Genomic DNA, 19,275 nt, shown 5'->3' with positions numbered 1-19,275 from the left:
AATGCATTTAATAAGTCAGTATGACTATAGCAGGAATACTTATTAACGACAACATAATTTTTGGATGCGGCCCCTTCTGAAACTCCAACATGAATAAAGGGGCATAAAGCCCCCTAATTATCAACAAATTCAAAGCCTTTGCAGGATTCGTTCCCATCTTCCGGGATGGCTTTCATCTAAGTACACCGGCTGAAATCCTAATTTCAAATAAATACGGATGGCGGGCTGTCTGAAATCATCGGTTTCTAAACATGCCGCCGTTCCCCCTGAATCTCTTATTTTGTGCAAGACAGCTAGACTCACAGCATAGCCGAGACCTTTACCAGAATATTCTGGAAGCACTCCAACCATATGCAAGTACCAGTTCTTATTGTCCTCACTACCCGACTCCCAGGCCGTAGCAGTAGCTACAGGTTGATCCCCGCGGCAAATGAACATCAAGCGATCCGAATACAAGGGTACATGATCACTGATTTTATGAGCAAATTTAACTTCCCTTGTAAAAGAATGGCGTATAAGCTCTTCCCAGTTCCGTTCATCATCCGGCTCGAAATGACGAATCAGATACCCGGTAGGACAGTGAAAAACTGGCAAGTCGGACAGCATTTCTTTTTTCATTACAAGTTTGGAAAGGACCTGATCCACCGTCAATTCCTCACTCTCGTTCTAAAATCAGGAAAGGCTATGGCTTTTCCACCATTCTCTACAGATTCCATAGACAATGTAAACACAGAGCTCCAAGTAACGGCATCATATACGTCCACCGAAGGGGTTCGATCCTCCTGAATGGCAGAAATAAATTCTTCAAGCACCATAAAATCTCCTCCGCCATGTTTCGTCCCAGCGGCATATTCGCCCCATTTCATCCATGTCGGGTGATCATAGAGTGGTTGATAACTGCTTAAAGGCTCCCACATTTCCTCTCCATCTGCTATATTTTTGGGCGAGAGATTCTTGAACCAGATCAAATCCTCTTCGTACTGATGGCGGCCCGTAATATACGCTCCCTCAGTTCCTTGCAGTAAATAATGAGTTTTATTATGCGGTCTAACGGAGGACCAGTCTACACGCAGTTCAATCAGTACACCCTTTTCCGTTTGAATGACCGCAACCGCGCTATCCCCTTGCCGCCAGAATCCCTCCCGTGCTGCCGGGTGATCTTTTCCATAATGCTCTCCGAAATAATATTGTAAGGATCTAGATTTGGAAACAAAAGACGAGATGCTTTTTAATCGATCACCTTCAGGCTTATTGAGGTTAATCCATTGCGCAACTGGACCAATAGAATGTGTCGGATAATTGATCCCGTTATACTGCTGATGTAATTGCCCCCGCCAAGTCAGAGAACCATCCGGATGATGAGTCAAATGACGTAAATCATGGATATATCCGCCTTCCAGATAAGTAATTTCACCGAACATGCCTTGATCCGCCATATGTTTAATCGTCAGATTGGAGCGCGAGAAGCAGTAATTTTCAGACATCATATATTTAAGTCCAGTTTGTTCAACAGTCTCGATAAGCTCCCAAGCTTCCTCTAAAGATTGAATCGAAATCACTTCGCTTAGGACATGCTTACCCGCTTTTAATGCATCAATAGATTGTCTGGCATGCAGATGCATGGGGCTTAAGATAAACACCGCATCTATCGCCGAATCTTTTAACATTTCATGATAATCCCGATACGTTCGGATTTCTGGGAATTTCTCTTTCCATTGGTTAAGCACCCACTCATTCAAGTCACAAGTGGCGGTCAGATGTATCCGATCCGATAGAGAGTACAATGCATTCATAAAACTGGCTCCTCGATTACCACCTACGATCGCTAATCTTACTGGCTGACGATTCATTGCTGGTCCACCTGCTTTCTATCCATTTGAAGTCGATTGATGATTAGCTCCTGATCTCTTGTCTCCCCTTCAGCCTGCGGATATTTTTCATAATCAAAAATGCTGAAGGTAAATAATGAAGACCATTTACTCAATTGCTCGCTTGCCAGATTCACCATTTCTAACCTGATTTCATCTTCAAGCACAGTAAGGATTCGAGCAGCAGGAATATCCAGGATGGAGGCTGTTTGAATGAAATACCAGTTTTCTTTTCTAACGATAGAATGCACATGATTATGCCCGTTGAAATAGAAACCCACACCTTGCCATTGCTTCAATATCGGCCAAATGTCCAAGCTGGGATCCAGTGACATCATTGGCTCAGTGGATCTAGCCGTCGTATTATACAGGGGATGATGACCAAAGACGAATAAAGGCTTTTCCGATTTACGCTTCATTTGTGCTTCGAGCCATGCTAGCTGTTCATCGTCAAGTGTTCCGCTCCAATCGTCACGATTTTCCCGTGAGGTATCCAGCAAAATAATGATCGCATTCGTCTCTTCGATAACACTGTATCGCTGCTGCCGAGTGACGGAAAGGATTTCTTCCTTAGGATAAGTGTACGTATCATGATTGCCAAGAACATGTAGAAAACGTCTAGAATGCTTGCTGTCCTTAATCTTACCCATGATATAATTAAATTCGCTAAATTCTCCTGCATGCACCATATCTCCCACGGAAATATGATAATCGGCTGGGATGGACAAGAATAGATTCATAAATTGCTCGTAAAAAGCATCTCGTGCCTCTTTAATCAAAACCTTGTTGTTTAACAATTCGTCCGGGTAATGTAAGTCCCCAATAATCGCCAGCCTCATAAATGCCTCCTCCTAACCTTTAATGCCAGAGCTCATAAAACTACCTATCACTTGCCGCTGGAATAATAAAAATCCAATCATTAAGGGTGCCGACACAATCAATGTAGCCGCACAAACGTCGGACCACTGTGCACCAGCTTCCGTGGCTTTTGCAAACATAGCCAAACCTACGGTTAATAAGCGATTCTCCTCCGAATTGGTTACAATGAGAGGCCACAAGAAATCATTCCAATGAAAGCTAACCGACACGATCGCAAAGGACACATAAATCGGGCGTGACAGTGGGACATAGATTCTAGAAAGAATATGCAGGCGTGAGGCGCCCTCTACCCGGGCAGCTTCATCCAGCTCATAGGGTAATTGCTTGAAGGATTGCCTTAATAGAAACACTCCAAAGGAGGTGGCAAAGTAAGGTAGCATAATCCCCAGCTTTGTATCCAGCAAGCCCATTTCATTCAATACCTGATAATTGGAAAAGATAAGCACATCCGGCGGCACCATTATTTGCACCAAAAATAACATGAATAACAGATCTTTTCCGAAGAAACGTACCCGTGCGAACGCATATGCAGCCATTGTCATCGTAACCAGCTGAACCACAAGCACAACACCGCACACAAGCAATGTATTCATTAAAAATCGTCCAAAAGGCGCCCCATTCCATACATGAATCAAATTCTCAAACGTGAAGCCCCAAGACCATCCCGAATCAATAGCAACATCTTTGGGTAAAAAAGCCGTTCTTACCACCCATAGGAAGGGAATGATCCAAGCCGCGGCAAACGTAAATCCAACCGCATGCCACAGTATCTGCCCGATTCGGCGCTTCGTTCTTTCGGAGTTCAGCATGCGCTCCTCTTCTAAAGCTTTGCGTGTATTCTGCCTTAATACTAAGGGCAGCTTTAGTGGTTTATCCTCCATGGATTCCACCTCCTATTCATAATGGATTTTCCGATCCCAGCCAAAAAACTGCAAAGAGGAAATCAGGAGCAGCAGTACGATCATGACCATCGTCATCGATGCGGCCATCCCTTGATCGTAGAAATTAAAGGTGGACTCGTAGATATAATAAAGCAGCAGGTTACTTGCATTATTCGGACCGCCCTTTGTCATAATCCAGAGATGGTCTACCAGCTTAAAGGAATTCGTGATCGCCACAACGGCCACGAACAACGTAGTCGGCATCGTGAGCGGAATTGTGATTCTGCGGATGGAAGTGAATGTACCCACTCCGCTTACTGCAGCCGCTTCATATAAATCCTTGGGAATCTGCTGCATTCCTGCTAAATAAAAAATCATAAAATATCCGGCTTCTTTCCAAATCATCATGACAACTAATGCGCCCATCACCGTATCAGGTGTTCCCAGCAAATTCACAGGCTGATCCGCGATCCATGAAGCCAGTCTGGCAAAGAGCCCAAAATGAGGGGTATACAGAAACAACCAGATGTTCGCCACAGCGATCATCGGGATCATATTCGGATAGAAAAATGAAAGACGTGCCAGTCCCCGCCCTTTTATCGCCTTGTCGGCAAACAGTGCCATCAAGAAAGCCAAAGCTAATGAAGTGGGTACTGTGCCAATGGCGAACCATATATTGTTACTGAACACCTTCATAAAGACATTGTCGTGCAATAGATTAGCGTAATTGTCAAAACCGACGAACAAAGGCTCAGGAGTCGCCAAATTTTTCTCATAAAAGCTAAGCCAGAACGATTTAAACATAGGGTAATAAGTAAACAAGCAAAGAAAGAGCAGCGAAGGCAACACTAGTCCCCAGCCGAATCCGTTTCGTCTAAGCCTCTCACTCCATCCGGCATTCATACCATTCAATCCTTCCATGATTAAGGTTTCTACGATTAATGCATAAAGTAATGACGCCAGAACAAGCTATCCAGCCGTCCTGGCGTATTCCATACCTCAAAGCTTACTTATTGAAGGGAGCCAGTGCCTGTTCTGCTTCTGCTTGAGCCTTTTTAAGTGCACCTGCTGCATCAATCTCTCCTGCCAATGCCGCTTGAATCTGGTTCGTAATTGCCGTCGATACTTTACCATGATTATGAGTGGACAATTCCCGGAACGCATATTCCAATTGATCTCTCGCTACCAATGCTTGCGGGAAATCCGCCGTATACTTCTTCATAGCATCTGTATCGTATGCAGATTTTCTTACGCCAACATAACCGGATGAACTGCTAAAGAGGGCAGCTTGTTCTGAAGCCGTCATATATTTGGCAAATTCCCAAGCCGCAGCTTGCTTTTCAGGAGATGTGTCCTTGAAAATATACAGGTTACCTCCCCCAGTAGGTGATCCAAATTGCTTTTGTGCGGGAGGGAACACTACACCAAATTCGAATTTCGCATTATTTTTTACGTTGGTTAAGTTGCCGCTTGTATGCATCATCATGGCTGTTTTACCTTGAATGAAATCTGTCGGAACGGTTGCCCAATCAATAACACCTTCCGGCATCGCCTTATATTTATGGGACAAATCTAACCAGAATTGCAATGCCTCCACATTCTCCGGCGTATCGAACATCGCTTTTTTGCCATCGGAAGACATTATATTTTGCTTCGGATCGGAAGCATTTTGCCGTGCAAGCATTTGAAACATCCAATACGAATCATCATTGCCCGGAATTTCCAGACCCACGTGACCGTCTTTGTTCAGCTTCTTAGCATAGGTTACAAGCTCATCCCATGTAGTGGGTGGTTTCTCTGGATCAAGTCCTGCAGCTTTGAACATTTCTTTGTTGTAATACATAACAATCGTGCTCCGCTGAAAAGGCAGGCTGTACGTTTTACCTTCAGACTGTGTATCCTCTACAAAGGCGGGATAAAAATCAGCCATCTGAATATCCGTGTCCTTTGCAATAAAATCATCCAACGGAATGATTGCATTCATATCGAGCATACTGTACAGCTCTGTTGACATCATGACCGCGACATCCGGTGGCTGTTTGGCCTGCACACCTGCTTGAATTTTCACGGTATTGTCACCGTAGTTACCTGTGTACACGGGATTAACCTTAATTTCCGGGTGCTGCTCCATGAATGCACTAGCCATCCCATCGATTACTTTTGTAAGAGGACCACCAACATTAACCGGATAATAAAAGGTAATCTCCACCGGCTTAGCGGCTGGAGTCTCTGTGGATTCTGGAGTTGCAGCGATTGCTGTGGGTTGAGCGGTATTTTCTTTGGCTTCAGCCGTACTGTTATTAGATTGTCCGCAGCCCGCTACTGCCAGCATTGAGACGGATAGCAGTGTTAGAAGAGTTTTGGTTTGCTTTAGCATTTCTGATAGCCCCTTTTTTCGCTTGGATTTGAATTAAAATGCATAATGGCGAAAGTTCACACTAATGCGATTCGAGCCTACATCAAGAATATGGAGCTGTGCACCATCAGCGGTAGGCAATACAGCAATTCCTTGGGCTTCAGTACCACTTGGCAGATTGCGATCAAAGGCAACAGATACGTTTCCAGTCTCCGGATCAATCTGATAAACCGTTTGGGTTGCGTTATCCGTAGAGGCATACAGAACACCGTTGTACACTTCGGCACCTTGAATTCGATCAATACTTTGGGAAAGTGGAACGGTTGTGATCACATGCATATCATCAAGACTTAGTACATTCAAGACGCTAGCATTAGACCACTGAGCTGTGTAGACCTGACCGCGAGCGGCATCAACAGCTACCCAAGGCACACCGCCAATATGCAGATTCAATGGTAAAGCATAGGATGTCCCCGTATATTTCAAAGTGTTCACATCATAGAGAGCGATGTAAGGATGCTGATAGTTTTTGCCGTCTTCAATAGGAGCGTATATTTTACCGTTATAGTAGGAAATATCACCGATATGGTCTCCACCTTGGGAGGCAATCTCCAGCGGAATAGCCAATTCATTTCGTGCTTTTACGGTTTTGCCATCCAGCCCAGTCCGTAAGAGCCCATACGAGGAATTAAAGATCCATGAATTCCCGTCTGTAGCCACCCCTTGTCCACGTTCCAAGGCATCAAGTAACCAGAAAGTTTGCTTAGATACTTCATGCCAAGTTCCAGCAGTTGTAGCTGAAGCTGAAGTTGACTCTGCACTGATTTCTACCTCTGTGCTTACTAGGTTATCCGGTCCGACTGGTGTGGCAGATGCTACTAAAGATAAAGAACTGGTCGTAAGTACCCCCGCGCAAATCAGACTGAATAATCTCTTTAATCTCATGTTTTCTCTCCTCCTAATAAGGTTGTAGTTCGGCATTTGTACGCCTTACTTCAACCTTATTATAGGAGCTGGCAACAGCTCTCTAATTGAACAAAATACTTCTTTCCTTGAACAAAACTCTCATTTGCATAATAAAATTAATAAATCATATGATTAGGTTTGGAGGAGCTTTGATTCGCATACAGCTTTGGGGTTAGGCCGGTTTCCCGTTTGAATAATCTAGTAAAATGTCCTTGATCGGCAAAACCAACCTGAGATGCAATTTCCTTCAAACCAATTTTTCCGGAACGAATAAGAAATTTAGAGCGTTCGATTCTCAGGCGAATTAAATAATTATGGGGTGTATATCCTGTCTGTTGTTTGAAAATCCGAATAAAATGCGACTGGCTCATATTAGCCATGCCAGCGAGATCAGTCAGTTGAATTTCATCTTCTAAACGCTCACGCATAAATTGAATGACCTGAAATATTTCTTGATTGGCTGGCGTTTTTCGGTTCGAATGCTGGGGAATCACTGAAGAATAGTGTTGTAACAAGTGAATAATTAACATATTGGATAAAGAGTCGCTATATATTTTCCCTTTGGCACCGCCATTCTGCAATTCCTCCAGCATCCAAAGCCCTAATTGCAGTAGCTTGGAATCCTTGACATGAAATTTGCGGTCCAACTGGATATGGCCTTCCTTCAGATAACCAGATTCACGAGCAATCTCTTCGAGGACCGCTGGCGTAATTTCTATTTTCAAAAAATAGAGCGAGGTTCTGCCCCAAGGGCAAAGAAGGCTCTCATTACATGGGGTAATATGAATAGTGTAGTAATTTTCGTAGTATGCGGTGCAGTGAATGCCTATTAAATATTTTGACTCCGAGGATGGGGTGAAAGCTTGCTGCGGGCTATACCATTGCGAAACCTGAAGCTTATCCCAACCAAAAGTATCACTTGCAAGGACAGGCTGAGTAGCTGCAAAGGACGATTCTTCCATTTCTTTCATATTCATCCCCCTTTTCCCTTCAATATAGCAAGCCAGTATACGCTCCGCGTCAATGAGCTGTAAAAGCTATATTAATTTCCTCTTAGTATTCAAAAGGTTATTTACGTCAGAACAGCAAAAAAGAGGGGTTAATCCCCCTCTTAAATATTTTACATATTCTATTTCTGTAACTCTAAGTATGAACATCTATTCCAATTTAAACTGATTTACTAAAGCACGCATCTCATTCGAGCCCTCTTGTAGTTTGCGAGCAGATGCGGCAATTTCCTCCATAGAAGCAAGCTGCTCCTCTACGGCAGCAGATACAGTCTGTGCAGCCGAAGCTGAGTGCAATGAAACCTGCTCGACCTCCATCACTGCAGCAGATATTTGTTCGGAGCCCGTGTACATCTGTTGTGCGGCGGTCGAGGATTGCTCCACCTGATCTACGATGGTGCGGGTGGCCTGAAAAATGCGTTCAAATGCTTTACCCGTATCATCAATCGCTTGAACCCCTGCTGCTACCTCATTTTGACCTTTACTCATCGAATGATGGGCATGGCCAATACTCGCAATAATTTCTTCAACCATGACTGAAACCTGCTCAGCCGCTTCACTTGTTTGTCCTGCCAGCTTACGAACTTCACTGGCTACCACTGCAAATCCCCTGCCTTGCTCTCCTGATCTAGCAGCTTCAATTGCCGCATTAAGCGCCAGCAAGTTCGTTTGCTCAGATATTCCTTTAATGGTGCTGACAATGGTGCCTATTTGTTGAGACTGCTCATTTAAACTAGTAACGGTAATCCCTAAATCATCAACCGTATTACTTACTGCGTTCATTTGCTCGGAAGAATTAATGATAAGGCTATTTCCTTTATCAGCCTCTTCCAGTGTTTGCATGGACAGCTGATAGGCATGTGTAGAGGCTTCGGCTACTCGCTGAATCTCTTTTACCATCTCCTCCATCGACTGTGAAGTCTCTTGTGTTGAGGTAGCTTGTTTCTCACTATTGTTCGCCACTTCAGTCATTGAGGATGAAGTCTGAACAAGTGCCGCTGTGGTCTCACCTAACGTTGAAGACAACTGTTTGGAGGAAGAAGCTAATAACTCCGAGCTTATGGTTAAATTCCCAACTAACTGACGAATGTTACCCGATAATTGATTGAAGCTGATACCGAGCTGTCCGATCTCATCCCGATTGCTTACAGTCAATGCTTTACCGCTTAGGTCCCCTTGAGCGATCCGTTCAGCTTCACGGGCTATGCGTACAATCGGTCTTGAAATATGTTGTGCAAATATGTATATTACGGCGATTCCGATGACAACGCATACAATCAATGTAGTAATAATTCCCTTTAGTATAGTTTGTTGACCGGTATTATAGTCCTGCATATAAGAGCCTGCAGCTACGACCCAGCCCCAAGAGGGTGATAATTTAGCATAAGATATTTTCAACGCTTCTTCTCCTACTGCGTTTCCAGTACCATCCGATTTAGGTAGCGGCCATTTATAGTAAGTAGCTCCACCACCGTTCTGTGCTGCTTTAATCAAATCCTGTATGTAAAAAGTACCGTTTGAGGTTTGTTTATCCCAAATATTGTCTCCCTCAAGTTTGGGATGAGCAAGCAGTTCCCCTTTGTTATCTAATATAAAGAAGTAGCCGTTTGGACCCAAATCAATTGATTGATTAATGGGCCGAGTACCATCCTCATTTTTGTTCCCAAGTAGTAAGGTCCGTACTTGCTCCTGTGCTTCCACTTCAGTCAACTGACCCGATTGGACGGAGATTTCCAAATTCTCAATTAAGGCGACAGCCAGGTTTACACTTGAACTCAATTTACTCTCAATGAGCTGATTCGTTTCTTTGACTGAAATCTGATAAATAACTGCTCCTAATATTCCGATGGGAAGAATTAGTAGCGTGAGTGACATCATGAGCAGTTTTTTCCGAATTGTTAGTCGCATCCTTGTACGTGTAACTTTTACCATATACACCGCTCCGCATCCTATTAGAATTAATTACAAATTAATACTATAGTACTAGTTTTGGGAATATAAATCAAAAAAAGAAATTCATAATTTAATAAAAAAAGCAAACGCTCCCCTATTAAGGGGTCCGTTTGCCATTTATTCAATGAAACTCTAATTCCCTACTCCTCATCCAACCACAATATCGCTGTTACTCCACGGGGATAATATTTACTGCCCGTAATCTCCCCGGAAATAATTTGATCACTCCAGCTGAAGATCGATAATTCTGGATGGGTAAGCCATGCAGCGTGAGCGCGATCTGCTGCCGCTCCGCGTTCATCCCATTCCAGTCCCAGAATATTGCGGGCGATGAACTGCGAGAGATAGATTTTGCTAAGCCAGCTGTTATTGCTGGTGGATGAGATTTTCCAACCACCGTCATCAAATAAACAAATGCCCGGCTTCAACACCGCATGAAGATGCTTGTCGAGTGCACCGATATATGCGGCGAACCGTCCATTGCGATCAAGAGCTTCCTTACAACCCGTATAGTACGGAAATACAAGACCCTCGATAGCTGGAATGATCTTGGAGTCATTACCTTCTCCAATCACAGCCGGGATATATCCATCTGCTGTAACGCTTGTCACCATCGTTGCGGCACATTTCACTGCTTGAACCCCTGCTGTTTTGGACAGTTCCGCACGATCATACGCTGCAAATATTTTCTCCATAGCTAAGTAAGCCGCCCAGCATTTTCCTGCCAAGTAAATATTGTTGCGCGCCTGACCTAAAGAGACATCCAGACTGTCATAGGTAGTAATCTCTGCTCCACCCATCGTACGTGAGCTATCTAGCGCCATAACACCGTTTCTGTACTCAGGATCTGGATGATCCCGATTTAACATACTATCCAAGCACTTCTCCAAGATACTCAGATTACGTTCCATCCAGTTCCGATCACCCGTGTGCTCAAGATAAGTTGCCGCACTCAGCACCCAGTTTACCAATTGTTCATGTGTCATATGAGAGAAGCAGCCATCAATGCCATATAACTCATAAGAGGAATAGCTTGGACGTGAAACTACATTGGCTACACCCATATCATGTGTGAAGCTAATTCCACCAGGATACTCTGTATCATCTCCAGGGAAACGCACCGTATCTTCATAGCTGAATCTTTCTACGAACATATCCAGCTCATTACGAACCGTCCAAGGATTCAGACGCAACTCGTAGAATAACTGATCCACGGTCAGATCAAACGTATTCATCATCCGGTATTCGCCTTCGTTGACGATCCAGAATGGCTTATTCTTATTATCCAGTAATTGTGTGGAACCATAATAACTACGAATCGCATGCGCTAACATAAAGGTTTGATCTTCAGATAGGTTTGTATGATTAAACATCTGGTTAGCTTTCTCCGCTGCTTGTTTAAGAACATCGAATTTAGCTAATGCATATTCGGCTACTACCTCAACATTGTTAAAATAGCGATTATAGTAATAGGAAGCATCCATACCAGAGGTAACATAACCCGAACGGTGAAAACAAATCGCAAACCGGTACGTTTCTTTTTCTCCGGCTGGAACATCCATGATCAAAGCGCCCACGCGGCCCAGTCCAAAGGTCCAATTCTCCTGTAGCTCCTCACTTAGAATATCCTCCATCGTGAAATGAAGTGCGGACTTTGCAGTTCCTTTCTCGGCAGCAATCGCAATAAATCTTCCTTGTCCAACCCCTGTAATTTCAGTCGATACATCATCCAGTCTTCTCATTCCGCTATACACATCTGTTCCCTGAAAACCAAAGAACGCACGGCGTGAAGCGGCTGATGCAGTGTTGTCCACTTCGAGCTCAACCAGCACTGCTGGCAGCAGTACTTCCTTCAAATCTTCCACGGACGCAGTTTCAGGATCGGGCACTGATCGAACAGGCGAAAGAATCCGGAAGGACAGATCCCCCGCACTCCAGCTATCTGTAGCTACTTGAAAATCTCTAGAAATCTCACCTTCTTGAAAAGGGAACAGAATATTTTCCTTATCTGGATTGGGGTCCGGATTCTCGATATCGTAGCGTTTGCTCTCGTCATCTCCGCCCATCTCGTGAAATGGCAGTGTGTCATACCCTTTCCCATCAGTGCGTTCTAATCCTATGAATATATTCTGTCTAGGAGGTTTGGCCATCTCCAAATCGAAACCACCACTAGCTCCTTTAAATCCTAAAGTAAAACTCGCAAATGCACCGATCGGTGAATGATGAGCATTAAAGAATTTATTATGTGCCATAAATAAATGCACTCCCTCCAACATGATCCCGGATAGCTCCGGGCTATGTATCCATGTTATCGATATTCCTGGAAGTCCAACAGGGCTAAAGCCTTCTATTATTTGGGCAAATCAAACATCGATAACAACCTATGATATAATTAAGCCAAATTTTATTGTAAAAGAGGATTGAAATGATCTCGAATGATCCCGCCTTCCATAATTCTATTGATGGTCAAATGTCTCCGGACATTCAAGCAGCCTTCCATATCTTTGCCGCGCATTGGAGAAAAGTGAATTCGGATTGGCAATATCCCGTACACACTCACCCAATGTTTGAGATTAACGTTGTCCTTCAGGGGGAGCAGCAGATGACTGTTGGCAATACGTCTTTCATCCAACAAAGCGGTGATATTTTGTTCATTCGTCCCGGTGTGGAGCATAGTAGTCTAGGTTCAAATGCTAACCGTGATATGACATATTATTGCCTGCATTTTGATATCGATGATCTGATTTTACGGCGGGCCTTACTCACAGCAGATGCTGTTAGTTTAAGTGGAAACACGCCTGAACTGCTCGCCATCCGTTCAGCTCTAGACGTAATCATTAATTCTTCTATTTTGTCAGAGTCTAAGGATACACATAGAAATCGCCTGATCACCTTGCATGCTTCCCTACAGCTTCTGACCGCACTCAGCGGTTGGGTGCTATCGGAAATGCCTCTCCCAGCAGATACAGAAGCTACAGAAAATACTGTGGCCCTGGCTAACGCCATTGAAGGACTATTGCAGGAATCCGTCTCCATCGCTGCCAGCACAGGCGAAAGAGGTGGCGGTATTGAGAATATTGCAGCAAAGCTTGGATACAGTACAACACATTGCAATCGTGCTTTTCACCAAATCTATGGGATGTCACCAAGGCAGTATTTATCCCGCTTAATCATTCGACACGCTAAACTGCTGCTGATGGATAATAGTCTATCTGTCGAATCGGTTGCTCAACGACTGGGGTACCGTGATGTGTCCCATTTCAGCAAGCAGTTCAAACGATGGACAGGTCTGCCTCCGATGGGTTACCGCCGATTAACTGCGAATCCGAGTACACTCTAAAGATCGTTACGCCAAAGAAAATAGGATGTATTCCGCTGTCCACTAAGTGGTTACAGGATACATCCCTCTTATGAATTACCCCTTCGAAGAAAAATAGAATAGCCACTACTATGGTAACCATAAAAAGTGCGATTTGCCCAACTCTTCTGCGTGTCTGCATCGTCATTTTAGAGCTGCACCTCCCGCTTCTGGAGAACTTTCACTTGGAAGACTGTAATGATCAGTTTGATTAAGAACAAGACCATGGCCAGCGCCGTACCAAAGCCTTGCCTTAATTCACCAAACCCAACTTTATAAATAATATAAGTTAACGTCTCCGCCTCAAAGCCCGGACCGCCATCGGTCATAACCGCAATCTGATCAAAAATCTTCAAGGCGCTGATCATCGACAGTACCATACATACAGTCATCGCCCCCGTAAGTAGTGGAAAGGTGATATGTCGGAACTGTTGCCAGCCCCGTGCTCCATCAATGGTTGCCGCTTCATTCAATTCCTGCGGAATACCTTGCAATCCAGCGAGATAAATGATAGCAATGTAGGGAAATAAAACACACTTCTGAAGGTTTATTGTGCTAACGTGTCTCGTTTGTTTACTTGTCTTTTAAGCTTTATGTTCACCCCTAAAACAAGCAATTAATGAAACTATTAAACCTAAAAATGAAACACCAAGTCCCAATGATGTTGCTGAACCACATTACCCCAAACTTTCAAATTCCCACAAGAAAACTATACCATTTTCTGTTCAACTAAATTGCCAGTTAGTTGAACAAATAAAAAACGGTTGCCGAAGCAACCGTTTTTCCACTAACATGTCCCGTTATCTTAATCTAAGGGATCTGTTATTCTTTTAATAATATTGACGCTATCATCCATTTGCCATTAGAATTTAGCCGCAAGTTAATATTGTTAGTTTCGATAACTTTCATTAGCTGTAATGCGCTCTTTTTTCGATACAATCCGTGAAGTTCGGTTGTTCTGCCTTACTATAGTTTTGTCACTCCGTTCGGAAGTTCGGAAGCCGGCGGCCAGACGATCGCTCCGCTGCGGTTCATGTACCCTCTGATTTCCTCGCGTGAATTCTGATCGAGCATGCTGATCACCGCCAATTCGCCGTTAAAAGCGTCAGCCCAATAGAATTGCGACTTGATCACAAAGCGGCCGGATGTATTGATATAGCCGTACCTCTGCCCCTGGCTGGCCGGAGCCAGGCCGCCCTTGAACAACCCTCCGGCTGTAAAGCCCTGGATGACTTTGGTGCCCTTCTTATTGATGTAGAAGGTGACTCCATTACGCTCGACAAAAGCCAGTCCTTCCGAGAATGGCTGCGCCATGCTGAACTGCGGTTTTATCAGGTAATTGCCGTTTTTGTCGATGTACCCGTATCTGCCGTTCACGTAAACTACTGCCGCCCCGTTTGAAAACGGTGTGGCGTAATCATACCGGGGCGTAACGCGGAGCTTGCCCGTGGTGTCGATATAGCCGTATTTGCCGCCGAACGCAAGCACTACGGTCGCCATACCTTCGGAGAAATCGGACGTCGAGCTATACCGGTAAGGAATGACCAGCTCTCCCTTGGTGTTGATGTACCCCGATGCTTTGCCCACATTGACCCGAGCCAAACCTTCGGAGAAATTAAACGCCCGGGTGTATATGGGCTGTACGCTCACCTTGCCATGGCTGTCTATATATCCGTACCGTGTCGCCGTAGCTCCGTCAGAATTCTGAACCTGCGTCGTATACAGCGCACGGTCATTATAAAGAATGCCGGCATCTCTCAGCTTGTATTCGAATAGCTTGCTGCCCGCCGAGCTGAAATAATATTGCTTTTTAGCCGCATGGTTCTCGACATACACCGTTCCTCCGGATACTCCTGAATATCCGTATCCATCGTACACCGCCTCGATGACCTTCTTGCCTTTGCCGTTGATGAAACCGTATTTTCCATTAACTTCAATCGGATACAGTTGATCGCCTGTCTGCGCCTGCATAACGGTCGCACTGGCAGCCAGCGATTGCTCCGCCACGTTTGTGGTGAATACCATCGTCGTAAATAGAAAGGTAAGAGCCATCTTTTTAAGCACCTGTTCTCCACGCTCCTCAGAGACTATTTTCCATTCTTTAGTATAGACGACGCTTGTACCGGGCTTGTTGCGCGTGATTGGGAATAAATCACAAAGACATTCGCTTAATCCCACATTTCGCCCGCCAACATACTGCTGATCAGAAAAATGCAGTTTTGTTCCGCAGTCTTACGGACACAGGAGCTGCTATTTGGTGAAATATGATAATACCTACTTATCGGTGGATACGCCTACTAGGAAACACTAACATTTTTTTTACTTAATTTCTTAAATACCGAGTATTCCTGATTGGACTTAATAAAACTTAATATCTTTTCGGCACATTCTTTTGGATTCATCTCTTCAGTATTTACTTCGAGGTCATATTCATCAAAGCAATATACTTTGCTAAACTGTGAAGCTGCCAGTCCAAATTTTCTATCTCCTCTTGCTTGCTCTCTTCTTATGAGTTCTTCTTTCGAGCATATTACACCTATAAATAACGTAGGCTGATCGAAAAATTGATCAAGAAACGCATTAAATCTCTTGTCATTGTCGATTACTGTATCTACTACTACATTAAAACCCATTTCTGATAACAGTTTAATTGTCGAATGGTACACTGAGAATATGGAATCATCAAGTATTTGTGAGACAACTTGATGATCTATTTCTCTTGGAGGTTCATCTGGAAATTTATTATTAATAAAATCATTGTAATTATTAAAAAAATCATCAATTGATAAATGATAAAAAGGAATTTCTTTCTGATTTATCAGTTCAGTCGATATGGAGGTCTTTCCAGAACTTGAAGTTCCATTTAGATAAACTAAGATCCCCTGCTTCAAATTAATCATCCCTTCAAAAAATAATCTTTGCGTATTTTTCAGATAACGTTATAATCACAAAGTTCATAAAATTATCCAACTCATAAAAATTAGCGAGAATAGCTGTATCTACTGGCAGTGTTCAGAATAAGCAGAACTTTACCACGATAAATTGACAATTCAACAGGCTCACCATGAATTGACTTCGCTTGAAAATCATAAATAGACATCAGACCATTCCTCCGCATTATTATTAAAAATAACATAATATAGGAATCTCCTCTACTTATTTCCCTCAACAAACTCTCAGCTCTGGGGCTTATCATAACTCGCTGGAGGACTTTTTTTATTACCTATAGCCAATTGAACGATAATCTGAAGCACAATGATTACAGATAAACCATAGAAAGCTTGTACGAAGCTGCCCGTTGCATCGTGGAGCCAGCCAATGGCTAGCGGTCCAAGTGCTCCGAGAATGTAGCCACCTGACTGGGTCATTGCGGACCAGCTACTGGCTTCCTGAGCATTGCTTGTTTCATCAATGGGCAACATCAGTGCAATCGGGAACAGTCCACCCGCTCCAATACCGAGTGGAATCGCCGCGAGCCAGGGGCTAAAGGATAAGTTCAGCATCAGGACACCCATCAACTCTAATAACGCACACCCGACAAGCCAGATTACACGTCTTTGGTAACGGTGTACAAGCATGGGAATGAACAACGTAGAGGGCAGCGATATCAATGTAAATAAGGTTTGGATGTTTCCGGCCGTCTCTTGACTATACCCCTGGCTTTGGATTGCTGGCGCAAGCCAAGCGGTCAACGAGTAGAAGATCGCTGCCATCAGCCCGAAGAATAATGTAAGCACCCAGGCACGCTTGTTATTCACCGGAAGTGGTGCAATAAGTACACTCGAGATTTTACCGGATTGTTGATCTATGCGCGCAGACCAGGCTAATTTCAACCAGATTGGCAATGCAATGGCTGCGAGAAATGCCCATATAGCCAACGAACCCCTCCACGATCCACCCAGCGCATGCTGAAGCGGAACCGATAGTCCAACACTAATGCTAGCCCCCATCACCATCGCTGTAGAGTAGATACCCACCATGGCTGCCACCCGGTCAGGGAAGTACTGCTTAATGAAGCTGGACAACAGCGGCCCTGCCAATGCAATTCCTACACCGGACAGAAAAGAAGTGAACATCATTAAAGGAGTTGTTCCAACAAACCATCGGAGTCCCGTACCTAACCCAATGAGGATTAAAGCCAGAACAATTGCGCCCTCATTTCCCCACTTTCTGCTTAATCTTACGGAGAACGGAGCAAATATGCCCATGCATAATACCGGAAGTGTGGTCAACAGACTGGCGGTAATCCCGCTTATACCCAGATCATTCTGTAAGGTGCTCATTAGAGGTGAAATGGATGTAATGGGGGGTCGTAAATTCAGTGAAGCCAGGATAAGCGCCAAGACGAAATAAAAAAGTTTCATTATGAATCACCTCATGGTAGTATCGTTGCATTTCACCTATGATCCTATTTGTTAATAACTGATCTTTGGGTGGTGCATGATTAAGTATAGAATCATTAGAATGATTGAACAATACTATAGTTTCTATTAAAATGATTACTAAAACCAATGATTAGAGGGTATTCATATGGAGATTCGTCAGATGGAAAATTTCATTACGGTATGTGAGGAGCTTCATTTTACACGAGCAGCTGAAAAACTTGGCATATCTCAACCTACGTTGAGTCAACAAATACGTGCGTTGGAGGATGAACTCGCTGTTCCCTTATTTGACCGAGTCGGCAAAAAGATTGTGATGACCCAGGCAGGAAATCTGTTCCTGGAGCACTGTGTACAGATGATTCGGCATTTACAAAATACCCAGGATGCGTTAGCTGAATTCCGCAATGATCAACGAGGTAAGTTGGTGATTGGTGTTCTCCCTTCCGATCTGGATTACCGGCTCACCCCATTGCTCGTGAATTTTCATACACGATTTCCCAAGGTACAGCTGAAGGTTGTCTCCTCGATCTATGTCTTGAATCAAGTGCTGGATAATGAAGTAGACATCGGCATCGAGATCACGTCTGCTCCTGATGATCGGCTAGTACGCATTCCATTGTGCAGTGAAGAATATGTACTCGTCGTTTCCGAGAATCATGATTGGGCTGAACGAAGCACGATCGGAATCCAGGATCTGCGTAATATCCAAACCGTGATGTTCCCCGAAGGATTTACAGGCAGAGAATTGGTTGATGGCTATTGCCGTAAATATGGATTCAGTTTAAATACGATCATGGAGACCAGTTCAGCTACTTCCATTATTAGCTTGGTTAAAGCCAACGTCGGAGGAACATTGCTGCCATATCGTTTGATCCAAGCGATGAATGAACCAACTCTGCGCAGCATCCGAATTACAGACGATCCGCCATACCGTCACTTTGAGATCATTCATCGGTCCGAGCGTTTCCTGACAAAATCGGCCAAGGCATTTATTGAGAAAACTATCGAGTATTTCAATAAAGGGTGAGTTGCGATAGAGAGAAGTTACTAAGGAAACCGCATAATGCTTGACAGAAATGTCACTGCGAATTCTTTTGTAAGATTCGCTTCTGCTGCCAGAAGTAGAGTATAGTTGGAGTGGGTAAAAATATATTCCAGGAGGCAACAGCCATGTCACAAGAGATCTGGATTAACCTTCTAGTTAAAGATGTTGAGAGGTCAACTGCCTTTTTCAATGAGATTGGATTCCTTGCAGTGAGCGTTGGTAATGAGAGAGCCAAGCTTGACATAGGCCAAACAACGATTCTGCTATTCCCGGATGCGGCGTTCGAGAAATTCACAGGTTCTAAAACCGCAGATACTTCCCATAGCGCAGAAGTAATATTTTCCATTGGTGCTAAAAGCAGAGAAGAAGTAGATGCCTTTATTCAAAAAGCAGAGTCTGCCGGAGGAAACATCTTTGGCAAGCCGAGTGAAATTGACGGCTGGATGTACGGCGCAGGATTTGCCGACCTGGACGGTCACCGCTGGAACCTGCTGTACATGGATGAGAGTAGGATGCCGAAACGCTAATATAAAAACGCCGGTCACCAGTGAAGTGCTCCCTGTCAAGTGTACAGTGT

General features: G+C 44.1%; 17 protein-coding genes and 1 pseudogene. 3 read left to right on the top strand and 15 right to left on the bottom strand.

Annotated elements, in window-relative coordinates:
- Positions 1-129 precede the first annotated feature (129 nt).
- From CA598_RS27490 to CA598_RS27445, 10 genes are all read right to left on the bottom strand, one after another.
- A complete protein-coding gene (locus CA598_RS27490; RefSeq protein ID WP_094878553.1) occupies positions 130-645 on the bottom strand; it encodes a GNAT family N-acetyltransferase in 516 nt (171 codons plus the stop codon).
- 2 nt (positions 646-647) lie between these two features.
- Positions 648-1,850 (bottom strand): Gfo/Idh/MocA family protein, encoded by a 1,203-nt coding sequence (locus CA598_RS27485; protein WP_094878552.1) that lies wholly within the window; start codon positions 1,848-1,850, stop codon positions 648-650.
- Positions 1,847-2,707, bottom strand: a complete 861-nt coding sequence (locus tag CA598_RS27480) for a metallophosphoesterase family protein (RefSeq protein ID WP_094878551.1) — start codon at positions 2,705-2,707, stop codon at positions 1,847-1,849. The genes CA598_RS27485 and CA598_RS27480 overlap by 4 nt, the downstream gene beginning before the upstream one ends.
- Before the next feature lie 12 nt (positions 2,708-2,719).
- Positions 2,720-3,556, bottom strand: coding sequence for a carbohydrate ABC transporter permease (locus CA598_RS27475; RefSeq protein WP_094878555.1), 837 nt, complete (start codon positions 3,554-3,556; stop codon positions 2,720-2,722).
- Between the two features lie 84 nt (positions 3,557-3,640).
- Positions 3,641-4,531 carry a carbohydrate ABC transporter permease gene (locus tag CA598_RS27470; protein ID WP_094878554.1) on the bottom strand — a complete coding sequence of 297 codons (891 nt, stop codon included), beginning with the start codon at positions 4,529-4,531 and terminating at the stop codon, positions 3,641-3,643.
- Between the two features lie 103 nt (positions 4,532-4,634).
- Positions 4,635-6,005 carry an ABC transporter substrate-binding protein gene (locus CA598_RS27465; protein WP_094878550.1) on the bottom strand — a complete coding sequence of 457 codons (1,371 nt, stop codon included), beginning with the start codon at positions 6,003-6,005 and terminating at the stop codon, positions 4,635-4,637.
- Between the two features lie 33 nt (positions 6,006-6,038).
- Positions 6,039-6,929 (bottom strand): DUF6923 family protein, encoded by an 891-nt coding sequence (locus CA598_RS27460; protein WP_094874256.1) that lies wholly within the window; start codon positions 6,927-6,929, stop codon positions 6,039-6,041.
- A 137-nt stretch (positions 6,930-7,066) separates the two neighbouring features.
- Entirely contained in the window at positions 7,067-7,921 is an 855-nt protein-coding gene (locus tag CA598_RS27455) for an AraC family transcriptional regulator (protein WP_179281755.1), read from the bottom strand.
- A 186-nt stretch (positions 7,922-8,107) separates the two neighbouring features.
- Entirely contained in the window at positions 8,108-9,889 is a 1,782-nt protein-coding gene (locus tag CA598_RS27450) for a methyl-accepting chemotaxis protein (RefSeq protein WP_094878549.1), read from the bottom strand.
- A 161-nt stretch (positions 9,890-10,050) separates the two neighbouring features.
- Positions 10,051-12,162, bottom strand: coding sequence for a glycoside hydrolase family 52 protein (locus CA598_RS27445; protein WP_094878548.1), 2,112 nt, complete (start codon positions 12,160-12,162; stop codon positions 10,051-10,053).
- A 173-nt stretch (positions 12,163-12,335) separates the two neighbouring features.
- Here CA598_RS27445 and CA598_RS27440 point away from each other — a divergent pair, with 173 nt between their 5' ends.
- Entirely contained in the window at positions 12,336-13,250 is a 915-nt protein-coding gene (locus CA598_RS27440; protein WP_094878547.1) for an AraC family transcriptional regulator, read from the top strand.
- A gap of 167 nt (positions 13,251-13,417) precedes the next feature.
- On the opposite strand, the gene CA598_RS27435 is transcribed toward CA598_RS27440, so the two are convergent.
- The 5 genes and pseudogenes from CA598_RS27435 to CA598_RS27415 all read right to left on the bottom strand — a co-directional run bounded on the left by CA598_RS27435 (position 13,418) and on the right by CA598_RS27415 (position 17,632).
- Positions 13,418-13,786, bottom strand: coding sequence for a carbohydrate ABC transporter permease (locus tag CA598_RS27435; protein ID WP_256990674.1), 369 nt, complete (start codon positions 13,784-13,786; stop codon positions 13,418-13,420).
- A gap of 448 nt (positions 13,787-14,234) precedes the next feature.
- Positions 14,235-15,446, bottom strand: a complete 1,212-nt coding sequence (locus CA598_RS27430; protein WP_094878546.1) for a WG repeat-containing protein — start codon at positions 15,444-15,446, stop codon at positions 14,235-14,237.
- Positions 15,447-15,565: 119 nt separating this feature from the next.
- A complete protein-coding gene (locus CA598_RS27425) occupies positions 15,566-16,159 on the bottom strand; it encodes a chloramphenicol phosphotransferase CPT family protein (protein WP_094878545.1) in 594 nt (197 codons plus the stop codon).
- A gap of 95 nt (positions 16,160-16,254) precedes the next feature.
- Positions 16,255-16,368 (bottom strand): annotated as a pseudogene (locus CA598_RS27420) (glutathione peroxidase); the annotation flags it as partial.
- Positions 16,369-16,444: 76 nt separating this feature from the next.
- The gene (locus tag CA598_RS27415) at positions 16,445-17,632 is read right to left on the bottom strand and encodes an MFS transporter (protein ID WP_094878544.1); all 1,188 of its coding nucleotides are present in this window, start codon (positions 17,630-17,632) and stop codon (positions 16,445-16,447) included.
- A 181-nt stretch (positions 17,633-17,813) separates the two neighbouring features.
- Between CA598_RS27415 and CA598_RS27410 the strand changes: the two genes are divergently transcribed.
- Together CA598_RS27410 and CA598_RS27405 are read left to right on the top strand one after the other, a co-directional pair.
- Positions 17,814-18,680: a LysR family transcriptional regulator gene (locus tag CA598_RS27410; protein WP_256990673.1), complete on the top strand. Its 867-nt coding sequence runs from the start codon at positions 17,814-17,816 to the stop codon at positions 18,678-18,680.
- Between the two features lie 143 nt (positions 18,681-18,823).
- Positions 18,824-19,225 (top strand): VOC family protein, encoded by a 402-nt coding sequence (locus CA598_RS27405; RefSeq protein ID WP_094878542.1) that lies wholly within the window; start codon positions 18,824-18,826, stop codon positions 19,223-19,225.
- Positions 19,226-19,275 lie beyond the last annotated feature (50 nt).

This window comes from Paenibacillus sp. VTT E-133291, assembly GCF_002264395.1.
Taxonomy (GTDB): domain Bacteria; phylum Bacillota; class Bacilli; order Paenibacillales; family Paenibacillaceae; genus Paenibacillus_AQ; species Paenibacillus_AQ nitricinens.
Note: the sequence above shows the minus strand (reverse complement) of the source record. Positions and strands in the feature narration are given on the sequence as shown.